This window comes from Paraburkholderia suaedae, assembly GCF_040812055.1.
Lineage (GTDB): Bacteria > Pseudomonadota > Gammaproteobacteria > Burkholderiales > Burkholderiaceae > Paraburkholderia.
In genome coordinates this window covers 96,388-119,623 of record NZ_JBFOAH010000020.1, presented here as the reverse complement: position 1 = coordinate 119,623, position 23,236 = coordinate 96,388, and the positions used below count along the sequence as shown (strand labels likewise).

Sequence of the window (23,236 nt, the reverse complement as noted above, 5' to 3'; positions counted from 1 at the left end):
GGGGCATGAACTTCGATTTCGATTACGTGTCCTTCAGAAACCTGACGCTTGCGTCGGCTTGCCGGCGGCCGACCCGTTTTTGTCTTCTTTGGTAAACGCCGACATAATGGGCCCACTCTTTTCCGCCCGACTGGCCCGCGACCCTCTCCCAGTGCACATGCATGAGACTGACAACTAAAGGCCTGCTCCTGATCGGGATTCCGGCGGTCTTCGAGCTGGCGCTGCTGTCCGGGCTGGTAGAGGCGCAGTCGGACGCGGCGCAGGGGGAACGCTGGGCGCTCCATAGTGGCGATGTGCTGCGCCAGAGCGCCGCCGTGGCCGATCCCGTGCTGAGCGAATCGGTGGCGCTGCGCGGCGCAGTGCTCGGGGGCAACGCGCACTTCTCGACGCCGGTGGCGGTCTGGGTGGACGTCGATCGCCGCATCGATCGGCTGGCCGAGCTGGTCGCCGACAATCCGGCGCAGGTCGAGCGCGTCGTGCAGATGCGCCAGGCGGTGCAGGCATATCGCCAATGGTCCGACCGGGTCCAGGACCTGCTGCGCTCAGGGCGGCGCCGCGATGTTTTGAACCGCTTCATCGATCTGGGCCAGGCGGACGTGCTCGATCCGTTCCGTCAGCAGTTGGTGGCGTTTCGAGCCGAAGAGCGACGCCTCGACACGCTCCGCTCGACTGACGCTAGCGTTGCGCGCAAACGGCAGCAGAGTCTGATCATTGCGGCTGCGCTCGGCTCCTTGCTGTTCGTCGGGCTGGCCGTGTGGCTCTTCACGCGTGGCGTAGGCGGCCGGCTCGCACGCCTGTCCGGCAACGCGGGCCGTCTCGCGGGCAGCGAGCCGCTCGCGCCCTTCAGCGCAGGCCGCGATGAGATCGCCTGGCTTGACGTGACCTTGCATGAGACCAATCGGCGGCTGCTCGAAGCCGAGCGCATCGAGGCGCGCTTGCGCGCCGATCTCGCGCGGCGCGCGGATGAACTGGCTCAGATCAACGAGTCCTTGCGGCAGCAGACGCAGGACAACGAGATGTTCATTCACAGCGTGTCGCACGATCTGCGGACGCCGCTCGTGAATCTGCAAGGCTTCTCGCAAGAGCTGATCCGCTCGTGCGATGAACTTCGCGCCGCGGTGCGTGAGTCGTCGTTGGCCCACGGTGCGCGACAGCGGATCGAGCGGGTGATCGACGAGGACATCGGGGAGGCGCTGCATTATCTGCAGAGCGCCGTCTTACGCGCGTCGCATATCATCGACGCGCTGCTTCGGCTCTCGCGGGTAGGGCGTATTGAGTATCGCCGGCAGAAGGTGGAACTGCGCGATGTCGTGCAGCGCGTGGTGGATGCGATGCAAGCTTCGATCCGGGCGCGCCGGGCTCACGTCAGCGTGGGCGACTTGCCCGCTGTGTGGGGGGACGCTACCGCGCTCGAACAGGTGTTCGCGAACCTGGTAGGTAACGCAGTGAACTATCTTGACCCGGCGCGCGCAGGCAGGATCGACATTGGCACGAAGCCCGCGCCGCCGGGTGTGCATACGTTGTGCATCTTCTATGTGCGGGACAACGGTCCGGGGATTCCGGCGGTTGCTTTGCCGCGGCTTTTCAACGCGTTCCAGCGGCTGCACGGCAATGCGACGGCGGGAGAGGGTATCGGCCTCGCGCTCGTGCGCCGGATGGTGGAGCGGCACGGCGGACGCGTGTGGGTCGAGTCGAAAGAAGGGCAAGGCACCACGTTCTATCTGTCTCTGCCCGAAGCGGATTCGCGGACCGAGGCAAGCGATGGCGTTGCGCTGCTCGCATCGCAGTACGGCGTTCGTACGACAGCGTGCGACGACGACCCGGCAAGCACGAGTGGCAAGACGGCTACACATTGCGCCGATGTCGGGCCCCGCATCGGCGTACGGTAGTTCCGCCAAACGCGGGGGCTGGTCGGCGTGCGCCGCTCAATGCATGGCGAAGAGCCGCCGCGGTTTGAGCAGCCTGCTGCCGCGAATCGACCAGTAACAGCCGCAGACAATCAGTATCGCGACGCCCATCAGTATTTCGGGCGGGGCGGCGTGCACACCTGGCAGGCCGTCGATTGCGAACAGGCCGCGCGCGACGATCAGCAGCGCCGCCCACAGCGAGCAGGCAGCCTGCACCAGCAGGCGCGTGCCGGTCAGACGTCGCGCGCGGTTGTCGTGCGACCAGTTGGCCGGCGTGCGCGCGCAGAAAAACGCAATTGCCATCAACGCGATGGCGAGAATGACAATCCAGTCGATCAGTTCCATCGAACCACACTCCCAAGTCAGCCACGACTATAGGAAAGTGCTGCAGTCCGAACTATCGGACAAATCTCAAACGTGGTTCTTAAGTTCTATCAGGCGAGCGCGACTGGACGCGAGGGCCTGGCGCTCGCCGTCGAACCCATGCCAGATGGCTCAGAGTTCGATCCGCGTGCCGAGCAGCACGAGGAACTGGCGCAGCCATTCGGGGTGCGCGGGCCATGCCGGGGCAGTGACGAAGTTGGCGTCGGTGATCGCCGCGTCGATCGGGATGTCGGCGTATTCGCCGCCCGCCAGCTTTACTTCGGGCGCGCAGGCAGGGTACGCGGAAATGCGCTTGCCGCGAATCACGTCGGCCGCCGCCAGCAGTTGTGCGCCGTGACAGACGGCCGCGATCGGCTTGCCCGCTTGCGCGAATTGCCGCACCAGATCGATTACTTTGGGATTGAGCCGCAAATATTCCGGCGCCCGGCCGCCGGCGATCGCGAGCGCATCGTACTCACGCGGATCGGCGTCGTCGAAGGAGGCATTGAGCGTGAACTGATGCCCGGGTTTCTCGGTATAGGTCTGGTCGCCTTCGAAATCGTGGATCGCGGTCTTTACGCGATCGCCCGCCTTCTTGTCAGGACAGACCGCGTCGACGCTATGGCCGACTGTCTTCAGCGCCTGAAACGGCACCATGGTTTCGTAGTCTTCGGCGAAGTCGCCGGTGAGGAACAGAATCTTCTTTGCAGCCATCGAATGCCTCCAGTTGATCAACGGAACACGGAATCTTGCTTGACGTACATCGCCGCTCGCAGGCGCCCACGCAGTCTACTCTGCGGAGTTTGACAGAACCGCGCCGGATCGCAATTGGCCTGATGGACGATGGCGGCGCTTGCCGCGCTGCGGGTTCGAGTCGGCCGCCGATGCGGCCATGTGCAGCAACGGCGTATCATGAGCGCGTTTTCGCACACACAAGCCGCTCCCGGTGGCTCACACAGGCAAGCCGCTCGACGCGGCTCATTCAGACATGACTTCATCCGTTCATTCTTCGTTGCTGCGCCGCGCGGCGTTCGTGGTATTCGCATTGGGCGGGCTCGCTGCGTGCCAGAAGAACGACGCGTCGGCAGGACAGGTGGCCGGCAAGCTCGATGCGGCGGCCCAGGCCGCCGGCCAGAAACTCGACCAGGCGGCGAGCTATGTCGGCCAGCAGGTCGACGCGACCAAAGCCGCCGCCCAGCAGAACCTGGAATCGGCGTCCGCGCCGTCGATTACCATCAACCCCGGCGCACTCGCTTCGGGCGCGCAGGCCAATCTGCAAAGCGCCGCGAGCCTCGCCGATGCGCAACTCGGCAAAGCCGCGTCGCTCACCGGCCAGAGCCTGGAAACGGCCGGACACAAGCTGCAGCAGTGGTCGGCGCAGAGCTCGGCGTCGTCGGCGAACGCGGCCGCTTCGTCGTCGGCCGACTCCGCCGCCGCCCAAAAGCAAATGGACAAGTGACAGCGTGCGGGTCGGGCAGCCTCCTCACGCTTTGACGGCGGGATCAAATGTAATTGCCGTGAATACAGATTGTCGATGCCTTGCGGGTTTGCGGTGAATACGAGCAGCCGGTTTGCGTTCGCGGTGCATGTGCTGGCGCTGTTGTCGCTGCAGCAGGGCGTGCCGCTTTCGTCGGAGATCAGATAGGTAATCAAAACAGTTACGACGCCGGCGCGCGTGGCGGGTTGAAACTGGTGCGGCCACACGGGAATGCTGCGCGGGAATGTGACTGCGTCGGTCCGCGGACGTTCGAGAAGCGGGCCGGAAGCGGGGCAGCAGTACTGGTACGCCGCGAAGCGCCTCGCTCCTTTCAGCGCTTCGCCATCCCGCGCAAGCGCTCTAACATTCAGTTACGCATGTCCGGTCGCGCCCGATAAAACTACGGCTACACTTGGCGTCTCCCGTTTTCCTGCGGATTGCCATGCAGTCATGCCCGTCACGGCGTGAGTTCGAGGCTACGCCGTCCAACGGCTGCCAGCCGGCGACTCGCGCCGCTCTTCATCTCTCCACCGACCGCACCGCCCCCGGCGAACGCGCCAGCCTGCTCGCGCGCTTCGGCGCATTGGCCGCGACCTTGTGCGTCGCGCTGCTCCTGTGCGTGGGCTGGATGCCCGCTCAAGCGCAGGCCGCCGGGACCGCCGCCAGCATGCCGGTGATTCCCGCTTTGCAGAGCCTGATCAACAGTGCGACGGTGAGCGCAACACCGGCGACAGCCGCGTCCGCCTCCTCCGCGGCTTCGGGCGCGTCGGCAACCGACGCGGCGTCCGCGCCGTCGCCGGCGAGCCAGGCCGAGCTGGCTCGCTCGCTCGACAGCGTGATCGCCACGCTCGAGAACGACCACCAGCGCAGCGCGCTCGTCAGCCAGCTCAAGAAGTTGCGCGACGTGTCGCGCAACGTCGCGCCGGCCGCAGCGGCGCCCGCGCAGCCGAGCCCCGGGCTCCTCGGCGCGATTGCGTCGGGCATCGCGTCGTTCGAATCCGACGTGCACGAGGGCCGCACGCCCGTGCGCTATTGGGGCGGCCGCCTCAATGCGGCCGCCAACGAGCTCTACACGATCATCTCGAGCCAGGGGCGGGAGAGTTTCGGCAGCGTTCTGCTCTCGATGCTCGCGATGTTGGCCGGCTGGGGCGCATGCGCCGGTGCGCTGATTTACCTTCAACACCGGCTGCACCGGCGCTTTGGCATCGTCATGGGGCTGCATCCGAACCCCACCACCCGCGAACTGCTGATTTTCGCGTTGCGCCGCGTCGGGCCGTGGATCATCGCGTTCGTGACGGCGCTGCTGTTCGCGCGCGCGATGCCCGACGCGCTCGGCCGAACGCTCGGCATGGTGGTCGCCTATGCGATCGTTGCGGGCGCGGTGTTTTCGGCGATCTGTCTGATCATGTTTTCGCTATTCGGATCGGGGCATCGGCGCATCGCCGTGCGCCTGCTGATCGATCACGCGCGGCGCCTGCTGTTCGCGGTCGGCGTTTGCGGCGCGCTCGGCGACGCCGCCGTCAATTACGACGTCGCGCATCAGCTCGGCACGAACCTCGCCGCGCTGATTTCGACGGTCGCCAATATGACGGCCGCGGTGCTGGCCGCCTACTTCGCGCTGGCGTTTCGCCGGCCGGTCGCACATCTGATCCGCAACCGGCCGTACGAGCAGCGCCACCACCACAAAGCCGCGACCGATGCGTTCGATCTGCTCGCCGCGCTCTGGCACGTGCCCGTGCTGGTGTTGGCCACGGCGTCGGTGGTCGCCACGCTCGGTGGTTCCGGTTCCAGCGAAAACGTGCTGCAGATTTCAGTCGTGACCGCGCTGATGCTGGTACTGGCGTTTTTCCTGTCGGCCATCGTGCTGCGCATGACGCGTCCGCGCAGCGCCCGCGCCCGTCGCCGCTCGCCGTATCTGACGCGGCTCTTGCGCTTTTTCGGCACGCTGCTCACGGTCTTCATCTGGCTGTTCTTCTTCGAGCTCGCGGCGCGTCTGTGGGGCGTGTCGCTTGCGGCGATGATCGAGCAGAACGTCGCTGCGCGAGGCATCGCGCACGCGGCGACGGCGATCTTGGCCACCGTGTTCATTGCATGGCTGCTGTGGATTCTGGTCGATACGGCGATTACCGAGGCCCTCAGCCCGGGCGCTCCGCGCAACAAGGCGCGCATTCCGAGCATGCGCGCCCGCACGATGCTGCCGCTCGTGCGCAATGTGCTGCTGGTGACGATCATGACGATCGCGGGCATCGTGACGGCGGCCAATCTCGGCATCAACGTGACGCCGCTGCTGGCGGGCGCAGGCGTAATCGGTCTCGCAATCGGCTTCGGCGCGCAGTCGCTCGTGACCGACCTGATTACGGGTCTCTTCATCATCATCGAAGATACGATTTCGGTGGGCGACTGGATCGACGTGGACGGCGGCCACGCGGGCACGGTCGAACAACTGTCGATCCGCACCGTGCGTCTGCGCGACGGCCAGGGCGCGATTCATGCGATCCCGTTCTCGCAGATCAAGATCGTCAAGAACCTGTCGCGCGATTACGCCTATGCGGTGTTCGAAGTGCGCATGGCGTTCTCCACCGACGTCGATCAGATCACCGAACTGATTCGCGAGGTCGGCGCGGATCTGATGGACGACTTGCGCTACCGGCGCGAGATGCTGGGGCCGATCGAAGTGTGGGGGCTGGACCGCTTCGATCCGAACTGGATGGTCGTGAAAGGGCAGATCAAGACGCGCCCATTGCAGCAATGGAGTGTGGCGCGGGCGTTCAATCTGCGGCTCAAACTCAAAATGGATGAAGCCGGGATCGAGATTCCGGTGCCGCAGATGCGGATCTATACGTCGTCGAAGGATAGCGAGGGGCAGCCGTTGCAGGATGACGAGATTTCCGGGTTCGTCACGCACCCGCATGAGCAGGTGATGCGCCCGGTGGAGGCGACGGCGGCAGCGCGGGCCGCGCATGCGCCGCTCGCGATGGCCCGCGACGTGTCGCACGAGCCGCGTCCGGCGCCCCCGCCGACAGGGCAGACCGCGCCGATTGCGCCACAGATTCCAACGGCAGGGGAAGCGGGAAAGGGGTGAGCGGGCGCGTTGCCTGAAAATCCGCAGCGTGCGCCCCTGCGACGAACTCGTTCAGACGAGCGCCGTGGCATCCGCGACGCGAACGATGTCGTTCACATGCGTAGCGATCTGCGCGCCCGGCACGCCGTAGACATGCAATGAGACGGCGGGCGCGTCGCTGCGATTGCCCAGCCGATGAATTCCGCCGCGCCCACCGCGCACGAACGACACCGCGCCCTGCCGGCGCGTGTGCGTGCGTGTGGCGCTCGCGCAATGCTGCGCGCCATCCCATTCGAACATCGTTTCGGTCAACTTGCCTTCGAGCACCGCGTAGCCGCACCACGTGTGATGCGCGTGCACGGGGCTCGCCTGGTGCGGCTGCCACACCAGCGCGGCGATCGCGTAGCGGCCGCGCGGATCGGCGGCGAGCAGGTGGCGGCGGTAGGTTTGCGCCGAGCCTTCGCGCTGCGCCGGCGTGAGAAACGCGGGGTCGGCGGCCGCTTCGGCCAGCGCACTGCGCATGGCGCGCGCGAAGAAGGCGGAGTCGGACGGCTCGGGACAATGCACACTGGCTTCGAAGATCGCGTCGAGCGTCGCGCACAGGCGAGCGAGCGGCGCGCGGCGGCGCTCGCACTCATGGCCGCCCGAGCCGGACGCGTGCGACAGAGCGTTGAACGACGCTCGTGGGTCCTGTGTGAGCGGCGACTGGGACTCGTGGAGACGGTCGGACGACGTTGCGCGAAGGCCTTGGTTCATGGTGTGGGCGCAGCGGCAGCGCTGCTTATCGGTTGTTATCTGACAGCGATATTTATACCGGTTTCAACCGAGAAAGAGTTTCCATATAATTCCCCTCGAAATCTGAAAAGTAGAATAATTTCCTACAAGGATGTCACGATGGGAATGGATAACATCGACCGGAAGCTGCTCGAACTGCTCCAGGAAGACGCGACTCTGCCGATCGCCGAGTTGGCGCAGCGCGTGAATCTGTCGCAAACGCCTTGCTGGAAGCGGCTACAGCGCTTGAAAGAGGCCGGGTTGATCCGCGCGCAGGTAGCGCTGTGCGACGCGCGCAAGCTCGGCGTGGGCACGACGGTGTTCGTCGCGGTGCGCACGAACCAGCATACCGAGGCGTGGGCGCAAACCTTCACGCGCTCGGTGCAGGACATTCCGGAAGTGGTGGAGGTTTACCGGATGAGCGGCGAGACCGACTACCTGCTGCGCGTGGTGGTGTCGGATATCGACGACTATGATCGCGTTTATAAACTGCTGATCGCTGCCGTGCCTTTGTACGACGTGAGTTCGAGCTTTGCGATGGAGCAGATCAAGTATTCGACGGCGCTGCCGGTGCGGCCTTCGGCGGTGAATTAACGGGGCAGCGCGGACGCTGTGCGGCTCGCGGCTCGCGGGTGCGCGGCTTGCTGCATTCGATAGCGACAGCCGCGCCGCGATGCGCGGCTCCAATGCTGCGGCGCTGAGCCCGGGTGACCGCTTCGGCTATCCCGCCGCACGAAACAACGACGCGCAACAACGACGCGCGCCACGGGGACCAACCACCGCCCGCCGCACCGCTTGCAGCACTCGCCGTCTCACCACTGCAAGCCATGTGCAAGCCACGTGAGCGTAGAATGCCGCCTTCCCAAACAGCATTCGCACCTGCTTCGCGAACCGAGCCCGCCTCATGAACAAACCGCCGCGCAAGAAGAACCCGACCTTTGGCATAGCCGTCTTCATCGTGGTCGCGATCCTGGTGGTGATTGCCACGCTGTTCTACAACGCGATCCGGGAAAAGCACGAGGCCGAAAGCCAGAACGCGCAGGCGCCGTCGATTTCATCGGAAGCCGCTGCAGCGACGACCGCTGTCAAGCCCGCAAGCGGCGAGGCGCAATAGCGGTCGCGGGCGTCGGCGGCAAGCGCGATACCGGCCGATCTCGAGAGCCTCGCAATTCTGCGCGACCCCGCACTGCACGCGGCGCTGGTCGATACCGCAGCGCTCGCAAGGTCCAGCGCTTGCACTTCACTCGTGCGGCAACCGGATCACACTCGCATCCTTGCGGATGAGCGCCGCCGCAGCCAGCATCTGCTTGCACTGATGGGCGAGCAGTTTGATGTCGTTCACCGCATCCGCGGAATAGTCCGGCGACTTTTCCGTTTCGACCACCATCGCATCGAGCTCCCGGCTGAGCAGTTTGCTCTGCTCGGCGTAGTCGGCCGGTAACGGGGTGCCGGTTTCGGCTTCGGCGAGATTGTCGCGCACGGCGCTCAGCGCGCGTTGCAGCGGCTTGAGCGACACGTCTTCCGCGTGCTGCTGTTGTTGCGCGGAACTGCGCAGCAAGGGCGCGGCCGCGGCGATCTGCGAAGCAAGCACGTGGCTGCGCAACAGCAGGTCGTTCAGTTCCGGCACGAACTTTTGCGCGGACCTGGGTTCGAGCATCATCCGCTGGAACGCCTGGCCCAGGTTGGCGAACGCGACGTTGACGTTCTTGCGCGCGAGCCGGTAACGGTAGTCGCGGTCGAGTGCGGTGGCGGCGGCCACAGCGGCCGCGGATGCGCCGGCCGCCGCTTTCCTGGCCGTGGCGCTGGACGTCGCGCTGGCCGTCGGGGCGCTTGCCCCCGCGTCGACATCCGCGATCGGCTGGATGGCGCCCTTGCTGCCCACCGCGGCGATGTTGGCGCCAACGCTGCCACCAGCGGCAGCTCCCGCCAACGCCGCTGCGTTGAACCCGATCGACGCATCGGCCATCGCCGCGGCCGGCGCGCGCGCGCCGGCTTCGGTCACGGCGGCCACCACCGCGGCAGCCGGCTTGCCGCTCCACCACCAACTGGCTTCCAGATACTGCCGCGTCGCGCTGATCACGGTGTTGACGAGCTTACCCATCAAGCGGTATTCCCAGTACGGGAACAGATGACTTGCGGCGATCGCGATCGCGCAGCCCACCACCGTGTCGATCGCGCGTTCGCCGATGATCCGCATGCTGCCCGGCGCGAGCAGGTGAAACAGCAACAGCACATACGACGAGGTGAACACCACGCTCGCCGTATAGTTGAAAAGCAGCAGGCTGTAGCTCATCACCATCGATGCGAACATCGCCACCATCAGGAAATGCGGCTCCTTGACGAAGATGATCAGCGCGATGCTGGCCGTGCAGCCGATCAGCGTGCCGACGATCCGCTGTCCGTTGCGCTGTTTGGTGAGCGAATAGCCGGGCTTCAGGATAATGACGGTGGTCATCACGATCCAGTACGCGTTGGTGAGCGGCAGCAGACGCCCGAGCCAGAACCCCACGGCGACGGCGATCGTTACGCGCAACGCATGGCGAAAGCTTGGCGAGGCCATCGTCAGATTCGAGAAGATCTGCCAGAACGGCACCCGGCGGCTCGACACGAAGCGGTTGAGTGCCTGGTCGATGCGCAGTTCGGTTTCGGTCGCGCTCGGCTCGCTCGACAGGCTCTTGCGCATCTTGTCGATCAGCCGCGTGGCGCTCCAGATGCGCCGGAAATTCGACGACACCGCCGAGTACGCCTCCGGGTTCTGCGCCGGCATGTCCTGCTTGCGCATCAGCTCGATTTCGAACTCGATCGCGCGCAGCTCCGCCTTCACGTTCACGCGTTTGCGCGGCGCCTGATTCTGCAGCACCGCGAGCCCGATCTCTTCGAGATCCGCAGCGGCCTTGCGAATCAGGTCGCGATAGAACACCAGCAGATCGGAGCCGCCGAACGTGCTGCGCACCAGCGAGTAATCCGTGTGTGCGCCGACGAACAGCTCATGCAGATCGACCGTGTTGATGAACAGGTTGAACAGCATCGCGCGGCGCGGTTCGAGCTTGCCGCGCTTGAGCTTCGGAAGATTGCGCAGCACGATGTCGCGCGCGGCGTCCTGGCGTTCCACCGCGGCGATCTGCTTGTCGATGAGCACGCGGTAGCACTCGTCCAGATCGTTGTCGAGATCGTAGAACGCGGCGCGCGCGAGCAGGTAGTCGGCGCAAGCGAACACGCTCTCGGCGAGCGCCTGCTGCTCGATACGATGCAGCATCCAGCGGCTGACGAAAGTCGACCAGTAGGTGAACCAAAGACCGCCCAGCAGAATCCACGACGCGTTGACGAGCGCCTGCAGCGGCGTGAAGTGGTCCTCCAGCGTCATGATCATCATGAACAGCGTGGCGAAGCTGATCTGCGGCCAGCGGTTGCCGTACACGACGATCAGCGACAGCGCGAAGGTGAGCGGCACGACCGTGCACCACAGCGCGATCGGATTCACCGTGGCAAGACCCGTGGCGAGCGCGGATAGAAAGCCGATCACCGAGCAGGCGAGCATCTCGTTGTGTTTGTACTTCAAGGGGCCCGGCATGTCGACGACGCACGCGCCGAGCGCGCCGGTGGCGATCGTGAACCCGAGTTCACGATCGTGAAACACAATCAGGCACAGTAACGCCGGCAATGACACGCCGACCGCGATGCGCAGGCCGCCATAAAAGTACTGGCTGTAAAGGAATTTTTTTATCTCGACCGAATAGCGCATCGACTGCATGAATTCCATTCACTGAGCAAACCGCGGTTGAAGGGCGGACCCGAACTGCCGTCGAGTCTAACTGATTTTGGGTGTCGTCCGGCCTCGGCCGTTCGGCCAGGTGATGCCCGGGGAGCCCGTTTGCTATGCTGTCGCTTCACTGTCTCACGCGGCTCGCAGATTGCATTCGTGCCGCGCGCCTGAACCGGAATCCATGCTCCAGCTCTTCTATTCGAACCGTTACGAAACGCTGGTCGGGGCATTGCTCGACGACCTGGCGCAAGCGCCGTCCGATCCATGGACCGCGCAGCCCGTGATCGTCCCGAGCGCGGCGGTGCGGCGGCGGCTCGAACTCGATATCGCCGCGCGCCAGGGGATTTGCGCGAACGTCGATTTCGGCTATCTCGCGCAGTGGCTGTGGGCGCAGATCGGTCGCGTGATCGAAGTGCCAAGGCACTCGCCGTTCGCGCCCGACCGCCTCGTGTGGCGCTGCTACCGGCTGCTGGGCGACGCTGACGACGCGCTGCCGTGGAATGCGTCGCCGCGGCTGCGCACCTATCTCGACGCGGCGGACGCATCCATGCGCTACGAGTTGGCGCGGCGCGTGGCGAGCGTGCTCGACCACTATCTGACCTATCGCCCGGAATGGCTGCTGCAATGGCAGAAGGGCGGTTCGATCTTCGCGAGCGGCGCGGCGCATGACACCGGCCCGCGCCTCATTGGCGCGAGCGACGCGGCGCGCGAGGACGAGCGCTGGCAGGCGGCCCTGTGGCGTGCGGTGCTCGCCGAAGTGGCGGATGCCGCGCCCAATGCGCAAACGCCCGCTGGCGCATTGCCGCCGGCCTATCGCTTTCTGGACGAGATCGGCACGCTCGATCTCGAGGCCATTTCGCGGGCGCAGTGGCCAGAAGCAGTCAGCGTGTTCGCGCTACCGACCATGCCGCCGTTGCACATCGCTTTGCTGCGTGCGCTGTCGCGCTGGATCGACGTGCGGTTGTACGTAATCAACCCCTGCCGCGAGTTCTGGTTCGACGTCGTCAGCGAGGCGCGCGTGCAGGCGCTGGACGCCGCCGGGCAACTCGACTATCAGCAAGTGGGTCATCCGTTGCTCGCCGAATGGGGCCGTCAGACTCAGGCGCAGTTGCACATGCTGCATGAATTGACCGAGAGCGCCGCGTCCAACGAGACCGGCGATTACACCGAGAACCCCGAACCGAGCTGGCTGGCCGCCGTGCAGAACGGCATTCTCGATCTGCGCGAGCAATCGGACGCCGATGATCCGCCCATCGCGCGAGGTATCGAGGTCCACGTGTGCCATAGCCTGTCCCGGCAATTGGAAGTGCTGCATGACCGCCTGCTGGGCTGGTTCGACGAGTTCGACGATCTGCAACCGTCCGACGTGCTGGTCGCCGTCGCGGATCTCGCGGCCGCCGGTCCGCTCATCGACGCTGTGTTCGGCACGACGCCCGCCGGCGACACGCGCCGCATGCCGTATCGGATCACCGGCTTGCCGCCGTCGCAGGCCAATCCGGTTGCGCGTTTGCTCCTCGACTGGCTTGCGCTGCCCGAGCGCAGCGTGGGTGCGCCGGAGCTGATCGAATGGCTGCGCGTCGACGCCGTCGCCGTGCGTTACGGCATCGACGCGAACTCGCTCGAAGCCGCGCAGGAGTGGCTAGCCGCAGCCGGCGCGCGGCGCGGGCTCGCGCCGCTCGAACCCACCGGCGAACACGTGCCGGTGGCCCGTCACACGTTCGCAGATGCGCTCACGCGCCTTTACCTCGGCTACGCGATGCCCGATGGCGGCGAGCCCGTCGATGCGTGGTTGCCGGTGGCAGGCGCGGACGGTTCGGATGCCGAATTGCTCGGCCGTCTGTCGCGCTTTGTCGACGACGTGGAAAGCTTCGCTGCGCGCTGCGCGGTCGAGCAGACGCCGGCCGAATGGTCGCGCCTGCTGCTCGAAACGCTTGCGCAGTGTTTCGACGGCGGCGTCGAATTCGCCGCAACGCTCGCCGCCGTGCGCGATGCGCTGGGCACAATGAGCGACGCGATGCAGGCCGGTGCCGGGAACGTCGCCTTGCCCGCCGCGGTGGTGCGCGTCGCGCTCACGGAAGCACTCGACGATCCGGCGCGCGGCGGCGTGCCCTGGGGCAGCGTGACGTTTTCGTCGCTTACCAGCTTGCGCGGTTTGCCGTATCGCGTCATTTGCTTGCTCGGCATGGACGACGGCGTGCTGCCGAGTCTCGCGCGCGCCGACGAATTCGACCTGATGGCCGCGTTCGGCAAGGCCGGTGACCGCCAGCGCCGCGACGACGAGCGCAATCTGTTCCTCGACCTGATGCTGGCCGCGCGCGACCGGCTCTTTATCGCGTATACCGGGCGCAGTGTCCGCGATAACTCGCCGCTGCCGCCGGCCGCGCTGGTCGACGAGCTGCTCGACTACCTTGCACAGGTGTCGGCGGGCGAGCAGGCGAGTCCCGCCGAGGTGGAGCAGGCGCGGCGCGTGTTCATCGTCGAGCATCCGTTGCAGGCGTTCGCGTCGGAGTACTTTGCGGCGCAGCGCGAGCTGTTCAGCTACGATGCCGACCGCGCGGAACTGGCGACGCTGCTGGCCGCGCCACATCATCCCGCCGCGGCACCGTTCTTCGATCAGCCGTTGCCGGCGGAAGACGCGGCGCCCGTCGCGTTCGACGAATTCGTGCGCTTCTGGCGACATCCGGCCCGGGCGCTATTGCGCGATCGTCTTGGCATCGTGCTGTCGGATGCGCAAGGCGAACTGCTCGACACGGAGCCCTTCGAACTGGACTACGCGGGGCGCGATGCATTAGCCGAGCGTCTGTTGCCGGTGTTGCTCGACACCGATGCCGAAGAAGATGACGGCGCAATCTTCGAGCGCGTGAGCCGGGTTGCCGCCGCGAGTCCCGAGTTGCCCGGCGGCGCGACCGGCGCGGTATGGCGTGCGCGCGAACTGGGCGCATTGCGCCAGCTCGCCGCGAGTGTGCGGCGCGAAGTGGCCTCGGGTGTCGAGCGCTTGCCGTTCGTGCTGCAGATCACGCCGCGCTGGCCCGACAGTGCGGACATCGCCGGCGCGCTGTTCGGTCCTCACGACGCGGCGCTGCGCGAGGCCGCCGAAACGCCCCTGCAACTGCAGGGCACGTTGAATTTGCTCACCGGTACCGGACAAGTGATTTTTCGTTACGCCAAGGCGAGCGCGCGCGACTATCTGTCGGCCTGGCTCGCGCACCTGGTCTATTGCGCGGCGCGTCCCGACGGCCCGCGCCGCACCGTATGGCACGGCAGCGGCGAGCGCTTCGAATTCGCGCCGGTCGCGGCGCCGCTCGACGAACTGGCCCCGCTCGCCGCGCTGTTCAGGGCGGGGCGCAGGCTGCCGCTGCGCTTTTTTCCGAAGAGTGCGTGGACTCGGGTCAGCGAAAGCGATTCGGCGGCGCAAGGCGTGTGGATCAACGATCGGGTGCGTGGCGAATCGGACGATCCGGCGTTGCGTATCGCGTTGCGCGGCACGCCGCTCACGCTCGACGAACCGTTCGGCAGCCTCGCGTCGATCGTGTTCAAGCCGCTCGTCGAGCATCTGCGGAGTGCATCGTGAGCGGCGCCGCGCGCACCGCCGCGCTGGTCGCGGACGAACTCGACGTGTTTGCGTGTTCGCTCGACGGCGTCAATCAGATCGAGGCGTCGGCGGGAACCGGCAAGACCTGGAACATTTGCGCGCTGTATGTGCGGCTGCTGCTCGAAAAGAACCTCAACGCGGATCAGATACTCGTCGTCACGTTCACGAAGGCGGCGACCGCGGAATTGCACGAGCGCATTCGCGCGCGCCTGGCGGAGCTGCATCGCGCGATCGAGCTGGATGACGACGGCGACGATCCGTTCATCCAGCGTCTCTTTGAAACGACGCTCGGGCAGCAGTGTGGCATCGCGCGAGAAGACGCGCTCAAGGTGGTGCGCCGCGCACTTCGTACGTTCGACCAGGCCGCGATCCACACCATTCACGCGTTCTGTCAGCGCGCGTTGCAGGAAGCGCCGTTTGCCGCGGCGATGCCGTTCGCGTTCGAGATGGAAGCCGACGACGCCGCGCTGCGCTTCGAAATGGCCGCCGATTTCTGGCGCGAGCAGATCGAGCCGGTGGCGCATGTACATCCCGGTTTCGCCGCGTGGCTGGTGGCCAAGGGCGCGGGTCCTGGGTCGCTCGACGAGCAACTCGCGCGGCGTCTGAAAAAGCCGTTGGCGCAGTTGCGCTGGGGCGCGTTCGAGACAAGCGGCGGGAGCGCGGATCCGCAGGCAGACTTCGATGTCGCTTGTGCGCTGTGGCACGCGCAGCGCGATGCAGTCGCCGGTCTGCTCGCACAGGCGCAGGAGCGGCTCAACAGGACCACGCACAAGCCCGAACAGGTGAGCGCCGCGATTGCCGCGTGGACCGACTACTTCGCGCGGGGCGACTGCCATGCGCCGCCGCCCAGGGCCGCGCTGAAGTTGACGGTGTCGGCATTGAAGAAGGCCACCAAGGCCCGGTTCGAGGCGCCGGCGCACCCGTTCTTCGAACATGCCGAAGCGCTCGCGGCCGCCATGGCCGCGGCCGAGGCCGAGCAGCGCATACGCTGGCTGGAACTCGTGCAGATGTGGCTCGACTACGCGCCCGCCGAACTCGTCGCGCGCAAGCGCACACGCCGGGTCGTGTCGTTCGACGATCTGCTGTCGAACCTGTATCGCGCGCTCGCCGCTCATCCGTGGCTTGCGCGTGCCTTGCGCACGCGCTACCCGGCTGCGCTGATCGACGAGTTTCAGGATACCGACCCGCTGCAGTTCGCGATCTTCAGCAAGATCTTCGCGCCGGCTGGGCCGCTCTTTCTGGTCGGCGATCCGAAGCAGGCCATCTACAGTTTTCGCGCGGCGGATCTGCACACCTACCTGGCCGCGCGCGCTGCGGCGTCCGCACGTTACACGCTGGCGGTCAATCAGCGCTCGACCGCGCCGATCGTCGAGGCTTGCAACCGCCTGTTCGAAGCCAATCCCGGCGCGTTCGTGCTGGCGGGGCTCGACTATCAGCCGGTGCGCGCGGGCGAGCGGCGGCGGCCGCCGTTGTCCGATGGCGCCGCGCAGAGCGGCGATTTCCGCGTCTGGACCCTGCCGCAAGGCGAAGCCGCGTTGACCAAGCGCGAAGCTCAGCGCGCAGCGAGCGAAGCGTGCGCGGCCGAGATCGTGCGGCTCTTGCGCGGGGCTCGCGAACGCACCGTGACCATCGGCGACGCGCCGCTCAAGCCCGGCGACATCGCTGTGCTCGTGCAAACGCACAAGCAGGGCAGCCTGATCAAACGCGTGCTGGCGGCGTGGGGCGTCGGCAGCGTGGAGCTCGCGCAGGCGTCGGTGTTCGCGACACTCGACGCCGAGCAGATCGAGCGCGTGCTGGCCGCCGTCGATACACCGGGCGATCTGCGCCGTCTGCGCGCCGCGCTGGCAACCGACTGGCTGGGTCTGGACGCCGCCGCGCTAGGGCGTCTGCAGCAGGCCGCCGCCGACGCGCCGGCGTCCGGCGACGACCGCGCGCAAGCGGCGGACGCAATGGGCTGGGTCGAGCGTTTTTCGCGCTATCGCACGCTGTGGCATGAGCGCGGCTTTGCGGTGATGTGGCGCACGCTGATGCGCGAGTTGCGGGTGGCGCAAAGGCTCGTCGCGGGAGTAGACGGCGAGCGCCGTTTGACCAATGTGAACCATCTCGCCGAGCTGGTGCAGGCGCGTGCCGCGATGCAGCCGGGCATCGCCCCGACCTTGCGCTGGCTCGCCGCGCAGCGCGCGCAAGGAGGCGGCGAGGAGGCGCAGCTGCGGCTGGAATCCGACCGCAACCTGGTGCAGATCGTCACCGTGCACAAATCGAAGGGGCTCGAGTATGCGGTGGTGTTCTGTCCGTTTCTGAACGACGGTGGGTTGCGCGAGCCGCCGTCATCGGGCTTGCCCGACGCGCGGGAATACCATGACGAAACCGGCGAGGCGGTGCTGCACTACGGTTGCGACGACCAGGAGGCGGAGCGCGCGTCGCGTTACGCACTGCGCGAGCAGGCCGCGGAGCGGGCGCGCCTCGTCTATGTGGCGCTGACTCGCGCGGTGTACCGCTGCTATCTGGTCGCCGGGACGTATCTGTCGGCGCGCTCGACCAAAGAGTCGCGTCGAAGCGTGCTGAACTGGCTGGTGGGCGGAGGCGGTCACAGCTTCGACGACTGGCTCGCCGAGCCGCCCGACGAAGCCGCATTGTCCCAGCGGTGGCAGGCGCTCGCCGGCGGCCCGGTCACGCTGCAGGCGCTGCCGCAGGTGGTGCGCCGCACGCCGCTGGAAAACCTTCAGGACCACGGCGCGCAGATGCAGGCGCGAACCAATCGCAGGCCCTTGCGCGATCAGTGGCGCATGGCGAGCTTCAGCGGCCTGATCGCGGCCGGCGGCAAAGCTGGGCAGGCGCGCACGCCGCTCGAAGACGTGCGGCCCGATCACGATGAGCTCGCCGATGCGCTCGCAGCCGCGCCTGGGACCACGCTTGGGACCGCGCCTGGGACCGCGCCGGGGACCACGCAGGCGCTAGCGCCCGTGCCGCCAACGCCGCCGTATCCCAGCGACGACATCCTCGCGTTTCCGCGTGGCGCGGCCGCCGGCGACTGCTTGCACCGCATGTTCGAGCTTGCGGATTTCAGCGATCCCGACACGTGGCCCGATGCGATCCGTGCCGCGCTGCGCGAGCGGCCGGCACCGGCCGCGCCCGAACTGGCCGCGCGTCTGCCGGCAATGATGCGCAAGCTGATCGCCGATGTTGTGACCACGGAACTCGTGCCCGGCATGACGCTGTCGCGGCTCGATCCACACCGTCGGCTGAACGAGCTGGAGTTTCTTTTTGCTGCGCCATCGCTCGATTTCGCCGCGCTGCGCGAGCTGCTGATCGCACACGGCTATCCCGACGTCGCGCTGGAACCCGGCGCGTTGCGCGGCTTCGTCAAAGGATTCATCGACATGATCGTCGAGCACGAGGGACGCTTCTGGATCGTCGACTGGAAGTCCAACCATCTGGGCGAGAGCGCCGCCGACTACGCCGCGGCGCCGCTCGAAGCGGCCATGACGAGCCACGCGTATCACCTGCAGGCGCTGCTTTATACGGTCGCGCTGCATCGCTATCTCAAAACGCGGGTGCGCGATTACGCGTACGACACGCACATCGGCGGCTATCTGTACCTGTTCGTGCGGGGAGTGCGCCCTCATTGGCGCGATGCCGACGGCCCGGCCGGCGTGCATATGCGGCGACCCGCTTTCGAACTGGTGGCCCTGCTCGACGCGGCGATGATCGGAGGCCTCGCATGAGCACGTTTGAACCAAGCCTCGCGGCGCCGCCCGAACTCGACGACATTGGCGTGAACCTGCCGGCGCCGGCCGATTTCAGTCTCGCGCTCGCCGAAGGTTTCGCACGCCGCATCGGGATGCTGGCGCGGCGCAGCGGGGCGTCGACCGAAGCGGTCAAGTGGGCGGCGCGCGGCGCATTTGCCGCAAGCCGCGCGACGGCCGAGGGCCATGTATGCGTGCCGCTGGCCGTGCTCGCGCGCCGCTTCGAGGCGTCGCGCGCCGAGGTGCACGCCGCCTTGCTGGCAAGCGGCATGGCGAGCGACGGTTCACGAGGCGCGGCGGCGCTCAGGCCGCTGGTGATCGACGCGCAGGGCAGGTTGTACCTGGCGCGGTACTACGACTATGAGCGGCGCCTGGCTCGCTCGCTGGTCGGGCATGCTCGCGAGCGCGGTGCAGATGAGGCCGGTGCGCATATTGGCAGCGACGACCCGGCGCTGCGCGCGCGGGTGCTGCACTACTTCGGTCCGCCGAAAGACGACGAGGTCGATTGGCAACGCGTCGCGGCGGTGATGGCGCTGTCGGCACGTCTGACGATCGTCAGTGGTGGACCGGGCACTGGCAAGACGACCACCGTGGTCGGCGTGCTCGCGTGTCTGCTCGATGCCCAAGCCGATCTGCGGATCGCGCTCGCCGCGCCCACCGGCAAAGCGGCGCAACGAATGCAGGAAGCGCTGCTCGCACGCGCCGGCGAGCTGCCGCCCGAACTCGCCGCGCGGCTGCCGCAAACTTCCTACACCTTGCACAGACTGCTCGGCTCGGGGCCGGACGGGCGGCTCCGCCATCATCGCGACAATCCGCTTCCTTACGATGTGGTCGTGATCGACGAAGCGTCCATGATCGACGTTGCGATGGCCGCGCATCTGCTCGATGCGATCGCACCGCAAACGCGTCTCGTGATGCTGGGCGACAAGGACCAGCTCGCCGCGGTGGAAGCCGGCGCGGTGTTTGCCGAACTCAGTGCCCGGCCGGCATTCACGTCGGACGGCGTTAAGCGGATCGCGCTCGCGCTCGGCATCCAGCAGGCGCGTCTCGCGCAAGCCTTGCCGCGCGTGTCGCCGCAGGTCGGCGACACGTCGGCGGATTTCTACACGCCGTTCGAAGCACAGCGCGATTTTGATTTGCCAACCGATGATCTGTTCTTGCCGGCTGCGCAGCCGGACGAGTTCGATCGACCACCCGCGAGCGACCTAAGCGACCTGTTCGACAGCGCCGAGCCGGTCGGCAGGCAGCGTGGGTCGCGGGCATCTTCGTCGCCCGGTCTTTCAGCGGCGTCATCAAGCCACGCCCCCGGTCCTCTCGCCGACCGGGTCGTCTGGCTCGAGCGCAACTACCGGTTCGGTCTCGAGTCGCCGATCGGCCGTTTGTCGCTCGCGATTCGCGGCGGCTCGGCGAGCGCCGCGCTGGAAGTCCTGCAAATCGATCCAGGCGAGGCATGCGCGGCTGCTCTCTACGAAGATGCGCACACGACGCTTGCGGAGCGCACCGTCGCGAGGCTTGGCAAAGGCTTCGCGCCTTATGCCGACGCGCTCGTCACGGCGCTCGCGGCTAAAACACCGGACCCGTTGCCGCTGTTCGATGCATTGAACGGCTTCCGTATCTTGTGCGCGACACGGTCGGGACCGCGTGGCGTCGATCAGGTGAATGCGACGATGGCCGCCCAGGTGCGGCGCGCCGCCGGTGTCACCCTGGCGGTGGGCGCGCAGTGGTTCGCCGGGCGTCCGGTGATGGTGACGCGCAACGATTACGCGATGGGTCTTTTCAACGGCGACATCGGTATCGCGTTGCCCAGTGCGGGCGGTGCGCTGCGCGTGTATTTCCGTACCGGCGACGGCGGTGTGCGCGCGGTGTCGCCGGCGGCGCTGCCACCTCACGACACCGCTTTTGCATTGACGGTTCACAAGTCGCAAGGCTCCGAGTTCGAGCACGCGGTGCTGATGCTGCCCTCGGCTTTCAGCAGGGTCTTGTCGCGCGAACTCGTGTACACGGCGATCACGCGAGCGCGTGAACGGGTGGAGGTGATCGGCGCGCGCGCGGTGCTGGCGCAGGCGATCGCGACGCCGACGCAGCGCGATTCGGGACTGGCGGCGCGGATCGCGGAAGCGTGGAGGCGCGCTGGATAGTGACGGCGAGTCGCAGGCCGTCTGGGGTTTGCCGGGGAATCAGAAACCGGAATGAGAGCGGGTCGCAGACGGGGCGGGCAGCTGGGGGAAGAGTCAAGGTTGTCGCGGCCCCAACGTGCTTCGCTCTCAACCGACCATTCCGTCCGCCCGCACAGGTGCATCGACGCAATTGCGCACGGTGTTCCGATACCACAGCGTCCACAGCGTCAGCCCGCCGTAGATGCCATAGCCGATGAACGGCGACACCACCAGGAAGCGTTCGATCGGCCACGTGAGCGCCATCCACGCCCGCAGCGCCGTTTCGCAGGTCAGGCCGGCGCCCCAGACCAGCGTCATCAGACGCATCGACGAAGCGAGGCCGGGCCGTTCGCGCCACAGCATTTCGAAACGCGCGGCGCCGCCTGCCATTTCACGAGCGACGGTGGCGCGCGCGAGATAGTAGAGTAGCGGCCGGCGCATCGGCAGAGACAGCAGAAACACCACGCCGATCGCACCGGACACCAGCGACTCGCGCAACAGCAGCACCCGTGGACGGCCGCCGAGCGCCATTGCCGCGACAGACAGCACGATACCCGCCACCACCATCATGCTGAGCGCATCGACGCGCCGAAAGCGCACCAGTTGGATCAGGCTCGAGACGGTCGGCGGCCCGGCCGAAGCGATCAGCGCGCCGGTCTCGCCGAGATACGGCAACGCGAGCCGGTAAGCGAGCCACGGCAGCACAAAATTGACGGCCAGTTCGACGACAAGTCCGGGACGAAGCTTCATATGGATTTACGCTGGAAGGCAAGAGGGCAATATTGATGAGGCCGGCACTGCGCTGCAAGCAGTTTTTGCGATCGGCCGCCGCGCGCGATATCCGATGCTACGAAGCTGATGACAAGCGCCGCCCATCACGCTGTGTACACTGACGTCTCTTGGTCCAAGCCAGCCTCATGACATCCCGCTATCCGATCCCGCCGAACGAAATCGAATTGACTGCAGTGCGCGCCCAGGGAGCGGGCGGCCAGAACAGCAACAGGACTGCCCCTAAGTAAGATACTTATAATTTAAAATCAATGACCTACGATAAGTATTGTTACTTTTATCAGATACTTTGAGTATCTGCGGTGGTTGCCGGTTTTGGCTTTTTGTCTTCGGGTTCGCAATATCTTTCCTTCTGCTCGGGGGTGCAGGGGGGCAGAGTTATCCACAGGGGCGAGGCGGACGTGCCCATATAACTTGCGGCTAGACGGCTGATAATGGAAGGCCACATGTCAGGTCTATTTAACGCCCCTTCCAGCCAGCTTCGCCTCTATAGCCTTTCTCAGTTGCCTGCGCTCTGCTTTCGAGAAGGTGCCCCAAGCCAGCACTAATTCCGCGAGGTCGTCGTCCTCGCAATAGAAATAAGCCGCCGGTACACATAGCGCGTTGGCCAACTTCCGAGCGATTTCAAATGGTGGTTCGTGTACGCCCGTTTCGTAACGGCTAATTCGCGCGCTCGCCGTATGTTCATCAAGCCCAATCTGGACGCCCAATTTGTCCTGTGGAATATCCGCATGACGCCGGGCACCCCGAAGTCGCCGACCAAACAGAGAGGCAGATTGCTGGATTGTCATTCTACGAATATCGTAGGATTCGCTTGTGGAATCTCTACGTAATTCGTAGAATTTGAATCTGTCGTGGCATCTCGCTGACGTATAGGGAAAATCACTTGTACGTCAAGGTCTTCCATCGGACTGACTGTGCCTCGTTAACTACGAAGGCTAGTAGTTATCTGGCGCGCACCGACGTATGTCGGAAAACGACGAGCTGTTAACTAGCTCAAACGTCGATGTTGTTGGGACGACTGTCTCGGCGTTCCTAGGCCAGCGTTGCATGATGGAAGGATGGTACCGCGCAAAGCAGCGTCTCAGAGCCAGCAAGTGGCGCGCGCAAGCAATCAAGGAGATTTTGATGCGCCGTCAGCCCATTCCTCGCACCGCGGTCGAGCCCGATGTCTATCTGTCGTGTTGGAGAATTTTTGAGACCGATGACGGTTTCAAGCGTCTTGTCGGTTCCGACGCCCTGTGCACCGATGCATTTTTTCGTATCTGAGCGTCCAGGCGTGCACGAGCCCTGTCATCATTTTTGGACCTGTCCGATGCTATTTACTGACAGCAGTTGGGAAGAGCCACATCCCATCAAGAAGAGGCTCATGCAGCCACTTCTTCCGTGGCGCTGCGTTGGATGGTCGGACCTAACGCTGAACTTCTTTGTCGTTGCCTCATCTGGCGGTGCGGACTGCGCGAGCCCGGACGGTTGGGTGGTGGACGGTGCCGAGGCGCTGATTGAACTGGTACTGCATCTTGGCGATGTAAGCTTTTCGGTTCACCTGTTGGCTCGTAGTGAGGATGACGCTTCCGTCACGCTCTGCCGAGTAAGCGGGTTGTGGCA

The 23,236-nt window shown here is 65.9% G+C and carries 15 protein-coding genes and 2 pseudogenes; 11 read left to right on the top strand and 6 right to left on the bottom strand.

The window, feature by feature from the left end; genetic code table 11:
* Positions 1–161: 161 nt before the first annotated feature.
* Entirely contained in the window at positions 162–1,889 is a 1,728-nt protein-coding gene (locus tag ABQJ48_RS24845; RefSeq protein WP_367840616.1) for a sensor histidine kinase, read from the top strand.
* 36 nt (positions 1,890–1,925) lie between these two features.
* Here the strand turns inward: ABQJ48_RS24845 and ABQJ48_RS24840 are convergent, their stop codons facing one another.
* Together ABQJ48_RS24840 and ABQJ48_RS24835 are read right to left on the bottom strand one after the other, a co-directional pair.
* On the bottom strand, positions 1,926–2,252 hold the full coding sequence (locus ABQJ48_RS24840) for a hypothetical protein (protein ID WP_367840615.1): 327 nt from the start codon (positions 2,250–2,252) through the stop codon (positions 1,926–1,928).
* A 150-nt stretch (positions 2,253–2,402) separates the two neighbouring features.
* The gene (locus ABQJ48_RS24835; protein ID WP_367840614.1) at positions 2,403–2,984 is read right to left on the bottom strand and encodes a DJ-1/PfpI family protein; all 582 of its coding nucleotides are present in this window, start codon (positions 2,982–2,984) and stop codon (positions 2,403–2,405) included.
* Between the two features lie 274 nt (positions 2,985–3,258).
* Between ABQJ48_RS24835 and ABQJ48_RS24830 the strand changes: the two genes are divergently transcribed.
* From ABQJ48_RS24830 to ABQJ48_RS24820, 3 genes and pseudogenes are all read left to right on the top strand, one after another.
* On the top strand, positions 3,259–3,729 hold the full coding sequence (locus ABQJ48_RS24830; RefSeq protein ID WP_367840613.1) for a BCAL1086 family glycoprotein: 471 nt from the start codon (positions 3,259–3,261) through the stop codon (positions 3,727–3,729).
* Positions 3,730–3,822: 93 nt separating this feature from the next.
* Positions 3,823–3,909: pseudogene (locus tag ABQJ48_RS24825) on the top strand (Rrf2 family transcriptional regulator); the annotation flags it as partial.
* A gap of 280 nt (positions 3,910–4,189) precedes the next feature.
* Complete coding sequence (locus ABQJ48_RS24820) at positions 4,190–6,829, top strand: mechanosensitive ion channel domain-containing protein (protein ID WP_367840612.1); 2,640 nt, start codon at positions 4,190–4,192, stop codon at positions 6,827–6,829.
* Between the two features lie 51 nt (positions 6,830–6,880).
* Here the strand turns inward: ABQJ48_RS24820 and ABQJ48_RS24815 are convergent, their stop codons facing one another.
* The gene (locus ABQJ48_RS24815; RefSeq protein ID WP_367840611.1) at positions 6,881–7,564 is read right to left on the bottom strand and encodes a cysteine dioxygenase family protein; all 684 of its coding nucleotides are present in this window, start codon (positions 7,562–7,564) and stop codon (positions 6,881–6,883) included.
* A 138-nt stretch (positions 7,565–7,702) separates the two neighbouring features.
* Here ABQJ48_RS24815 and ABQJ48_RS24810 point away from each other — a divergent pair, with 138 nt between their 5' ends.
* Both ABQJ48_RS24810 and ABQJ48_RS24805 read left to right on the top strand, forming a co-directional pair.
* Entirely contained in the window at positions 7,703–8,176 is a 474-nt protein-coding gene (locus ABQJ48_RS24810; protein ID WP_367840610.1) for an Lrp/AsnC family transcriptional regulator, read from the top strand.
* Positions 8,177–8,486: 310 nt separating this feature from the next.
* Positions 8,487–8,696, top strand: coding sequence for a hypothetical protein (locus ABQJ48_RS24805; RefSeq protein ID WP_367840609.1), 210 nt, complete (start codon positions 8,487–8,489; stop codon positions 8,694–8,696).
* 126 nt (positions 8,697–8,822) lie between these two features.
* Here ABQJ48_RS24805 and ABQJ48_RS24800 read toward each other — a convergent pair whose 3' ends face one another.
* Positions 8,823–11,324, bottom strand: a complete 2,502-nt coding sequence (locus tag ABQJ48_RS24800; protein WP_367840655.1) for an FUSC family protein — start codon at positions 11,322–11,324, stop codon at positions 8,823–8,825.
* A 202-nt stretch (positions 11,325–11,526) separates the two neighbouring features.
* Here ABQJ48_RS24800 and recC point away from each other — a divergent pair, with 202 nt between their 5' ends.
* From recC to ABQJ48_RS24785, 3 genes are read left to right on the top strand one after another with little or no spacing between them, the layout of a single operon-like run.
* Complete coding sequence (gene recC, locus ABQJ48_RS24795) at positions 11,527–14,916, top strand: exodeoxyribonuclease V subunit gamma (protein WP_367840608.1); 3,390 nt, start codon at positions 11,527–11,529, stop codon at positions 14,914–14,916.
* Positions 14,913–18,662: an exodeoxyribonuclease V subunit beta gene (recB, locus tag ABQJ48_RS24790; protein ID WP_367840607.1), complete on the top strand. Its 3,750-nt coding sequence runs from the start codon at positions 14,913–14,915 to the stop codon at positions 18,660–18,662. Before recC ends, recB begins: the two co-directional genes overlap by 4 nt.
* Positions 18,659–20,821 carry an AAA family ATPase gene (locus ABQJ48_RS24785; protein ID WP_367840606.1) on the top strand — a complete coding sequence of 721 codons (2,163 nt, stop codon included), beginning with the start codon at positions 18,659–18,661 and terminating at the stop codon, positions 20,819–20,821. Before recB ends, ABQJ48_RS24785 begins: the two co-directional genes overlap by 4 nt.
* 126 nt (positions 20,822–20,947) lie before the next feature.
* Here the strand turns inward: ABQJ48_RS24785 and ABQJ48_RS24780 are convergent, their stop codons facing one another.
* On the bottom strand, positions 20,948–21,589 hold the full coding sequence (locus ABQJ48_RS24780; protein WP_367840605.1) for a VC0807 family protein: 642 nt from the start codon (positions 21,587–21,589) through the stop codon (positions 20,948–20,950).
* A 167-nt stretch (positions 21,590–21,756) separates the two neighbouring features.
* On the opposite strand from ABQJ48_RS24780, the pseudogene ABQJ48_RS24775 reads away from it, so the two are divergent.
* Positions 21,757–21,849 (top strand): annotated as a pseudogene (locus tag ABQJ48_RS24775) (alternative ribosome rescue aminoacyl-tRNA hydrolase ArfB); the annotation flags it as partial.
* A 234-nt stretch (positions 21,850–22,083) separates the two neighbouring features.
* On the opposite strand, the gene ABQJ48_RS24770 reads toward ABQJ48_RS24775, so the two are convergent.
* Entirely contained in the window at positions 22,084–22,419 is a 336-nt protein-coding gene (locus ABQJ48_RS24770; protein WP_367840604.1) for a helix-turn-helix domain-containing protein, read from the bottom strand.
* Between the two features lie 175 nt (positions 22,420–22,594).
* Here ABQJ48_RS24770 and ABQJ48_RS24765 point away from each other — a divergent pair, with 175 nt between their 5' ends.
* Positions 22,595–22,897 (top strand): hypothetical protein, encoded by a 303-nt coding sequence (locus ABQJ48_RS24765; protein ID WP_367840603.1) that lies wholly within the window; start codon positions 22,595–22,597, stop codon positions 22,895–22,897.
* Positions 22,898–23,236: the final 339 nt, after the last annotated feature.

Bases quoted from the DNA above. Each gene is read 5' to 3' on its own strand.
- ABQJ48_RS24845 (WP_367840616.1), top strand. From the start codon at position 162: ATGAGACTGACAACTAAAGGCCTGCTCCTGATCGGGATTCCGGCGGTC.
- ABQJ48_RS24840 (WP_367840615.1), bottom strand. From the start codon at position 2,252: ATGGAACTGATCGACTGGATTGTCATTCTCGCCATCGCGTTGATGGCA.
- ABQJ48_RS24835 (WP_367840614.1), bottom strand. From the start codon at position 2,984: ATGGCTGCAAAGAAGATTCTGTTCCTCACCGGCGACTTCGCCGAAGAC.
- ABQJ48_RS24830 (WP_367840613.1), top strand. From the start codon at position 3,259: ATGACTTCATCCGTTCATTCTTCGTTGCTGCGCCGCGCGGCGTTCGTG.
- ABQJ48_RS24820 (WP_367840612.1), top strand. From the start codon at position 4,190: ATGCAGTCATGCCCGTCACGGCGTGAGTTCGAGGCTACGCCGTCCAAC.
- ABQJ48_RS24815 (WP_367840611.1), bottom strand. From the start codon at position 7,564: ATGAACCAAGGCCTTCGCGCAACGTCGTCCGACCGTCTCCACGAGTCC.
- ABQJ48_RS24810 (WP_367840610.1), top strand. From the start codon at position 7,703: ATGGGAATGGATAACATCGACCGGAAGCTGCTCGAACTGCTCCAGGAA.
- ABQJ48_RS24805 (WP_367840609.1), top strand. From the start codon at position 8,487: ATGAACAAACCGCCGCGCAAGAAGAACCCGACCTTTGGCATAGCCGTC.
- ABQJ48_RS24800 (WP_367840655.1), bottom strand. From the start codon at position 11,324: ATGCGCTATTCGGTCGAGATAAAAAAATTCCTTTACAGCCAGTACTTT.
- recC (WP_367840608.1), top strand. From the start codon at position 11,527: ATGCTCCAGCTCTTCTATTCGAACCGTTACGAAACGCTGGTCGGGGCA.
- ABQJ48_RS24785 (WP_367840606.1), top strand. From the start codon at position 18,659: ATGAGCACGTTTGAACCAAGCCTCGCGGCGCCGCCCGAACTCGACGAC.
- ABQJ48_RS24780 (WP_367840605.1), bottom strand. From the start codon at position 21,589: ATGAAGCTTCGTCCCGGACTTGTCGTCGAACTGGCCGTCAATTTTGTG.
- ABQJ48_RS24770 (WP_367840604.1), bottom strand. From the start codon at position 22,419: ATGACAATCCAGCAATCTGCCTCTCTGTTTGGTCGGCGACTTCGGGGT.
- ABQJ48_RS24765 (WP_367840603.1), top strand. From the start codon at position 22,595: ATGTCGGAAAACGACGAGCTGTTAACTAGCTCAAACGTCGATGTTGTT.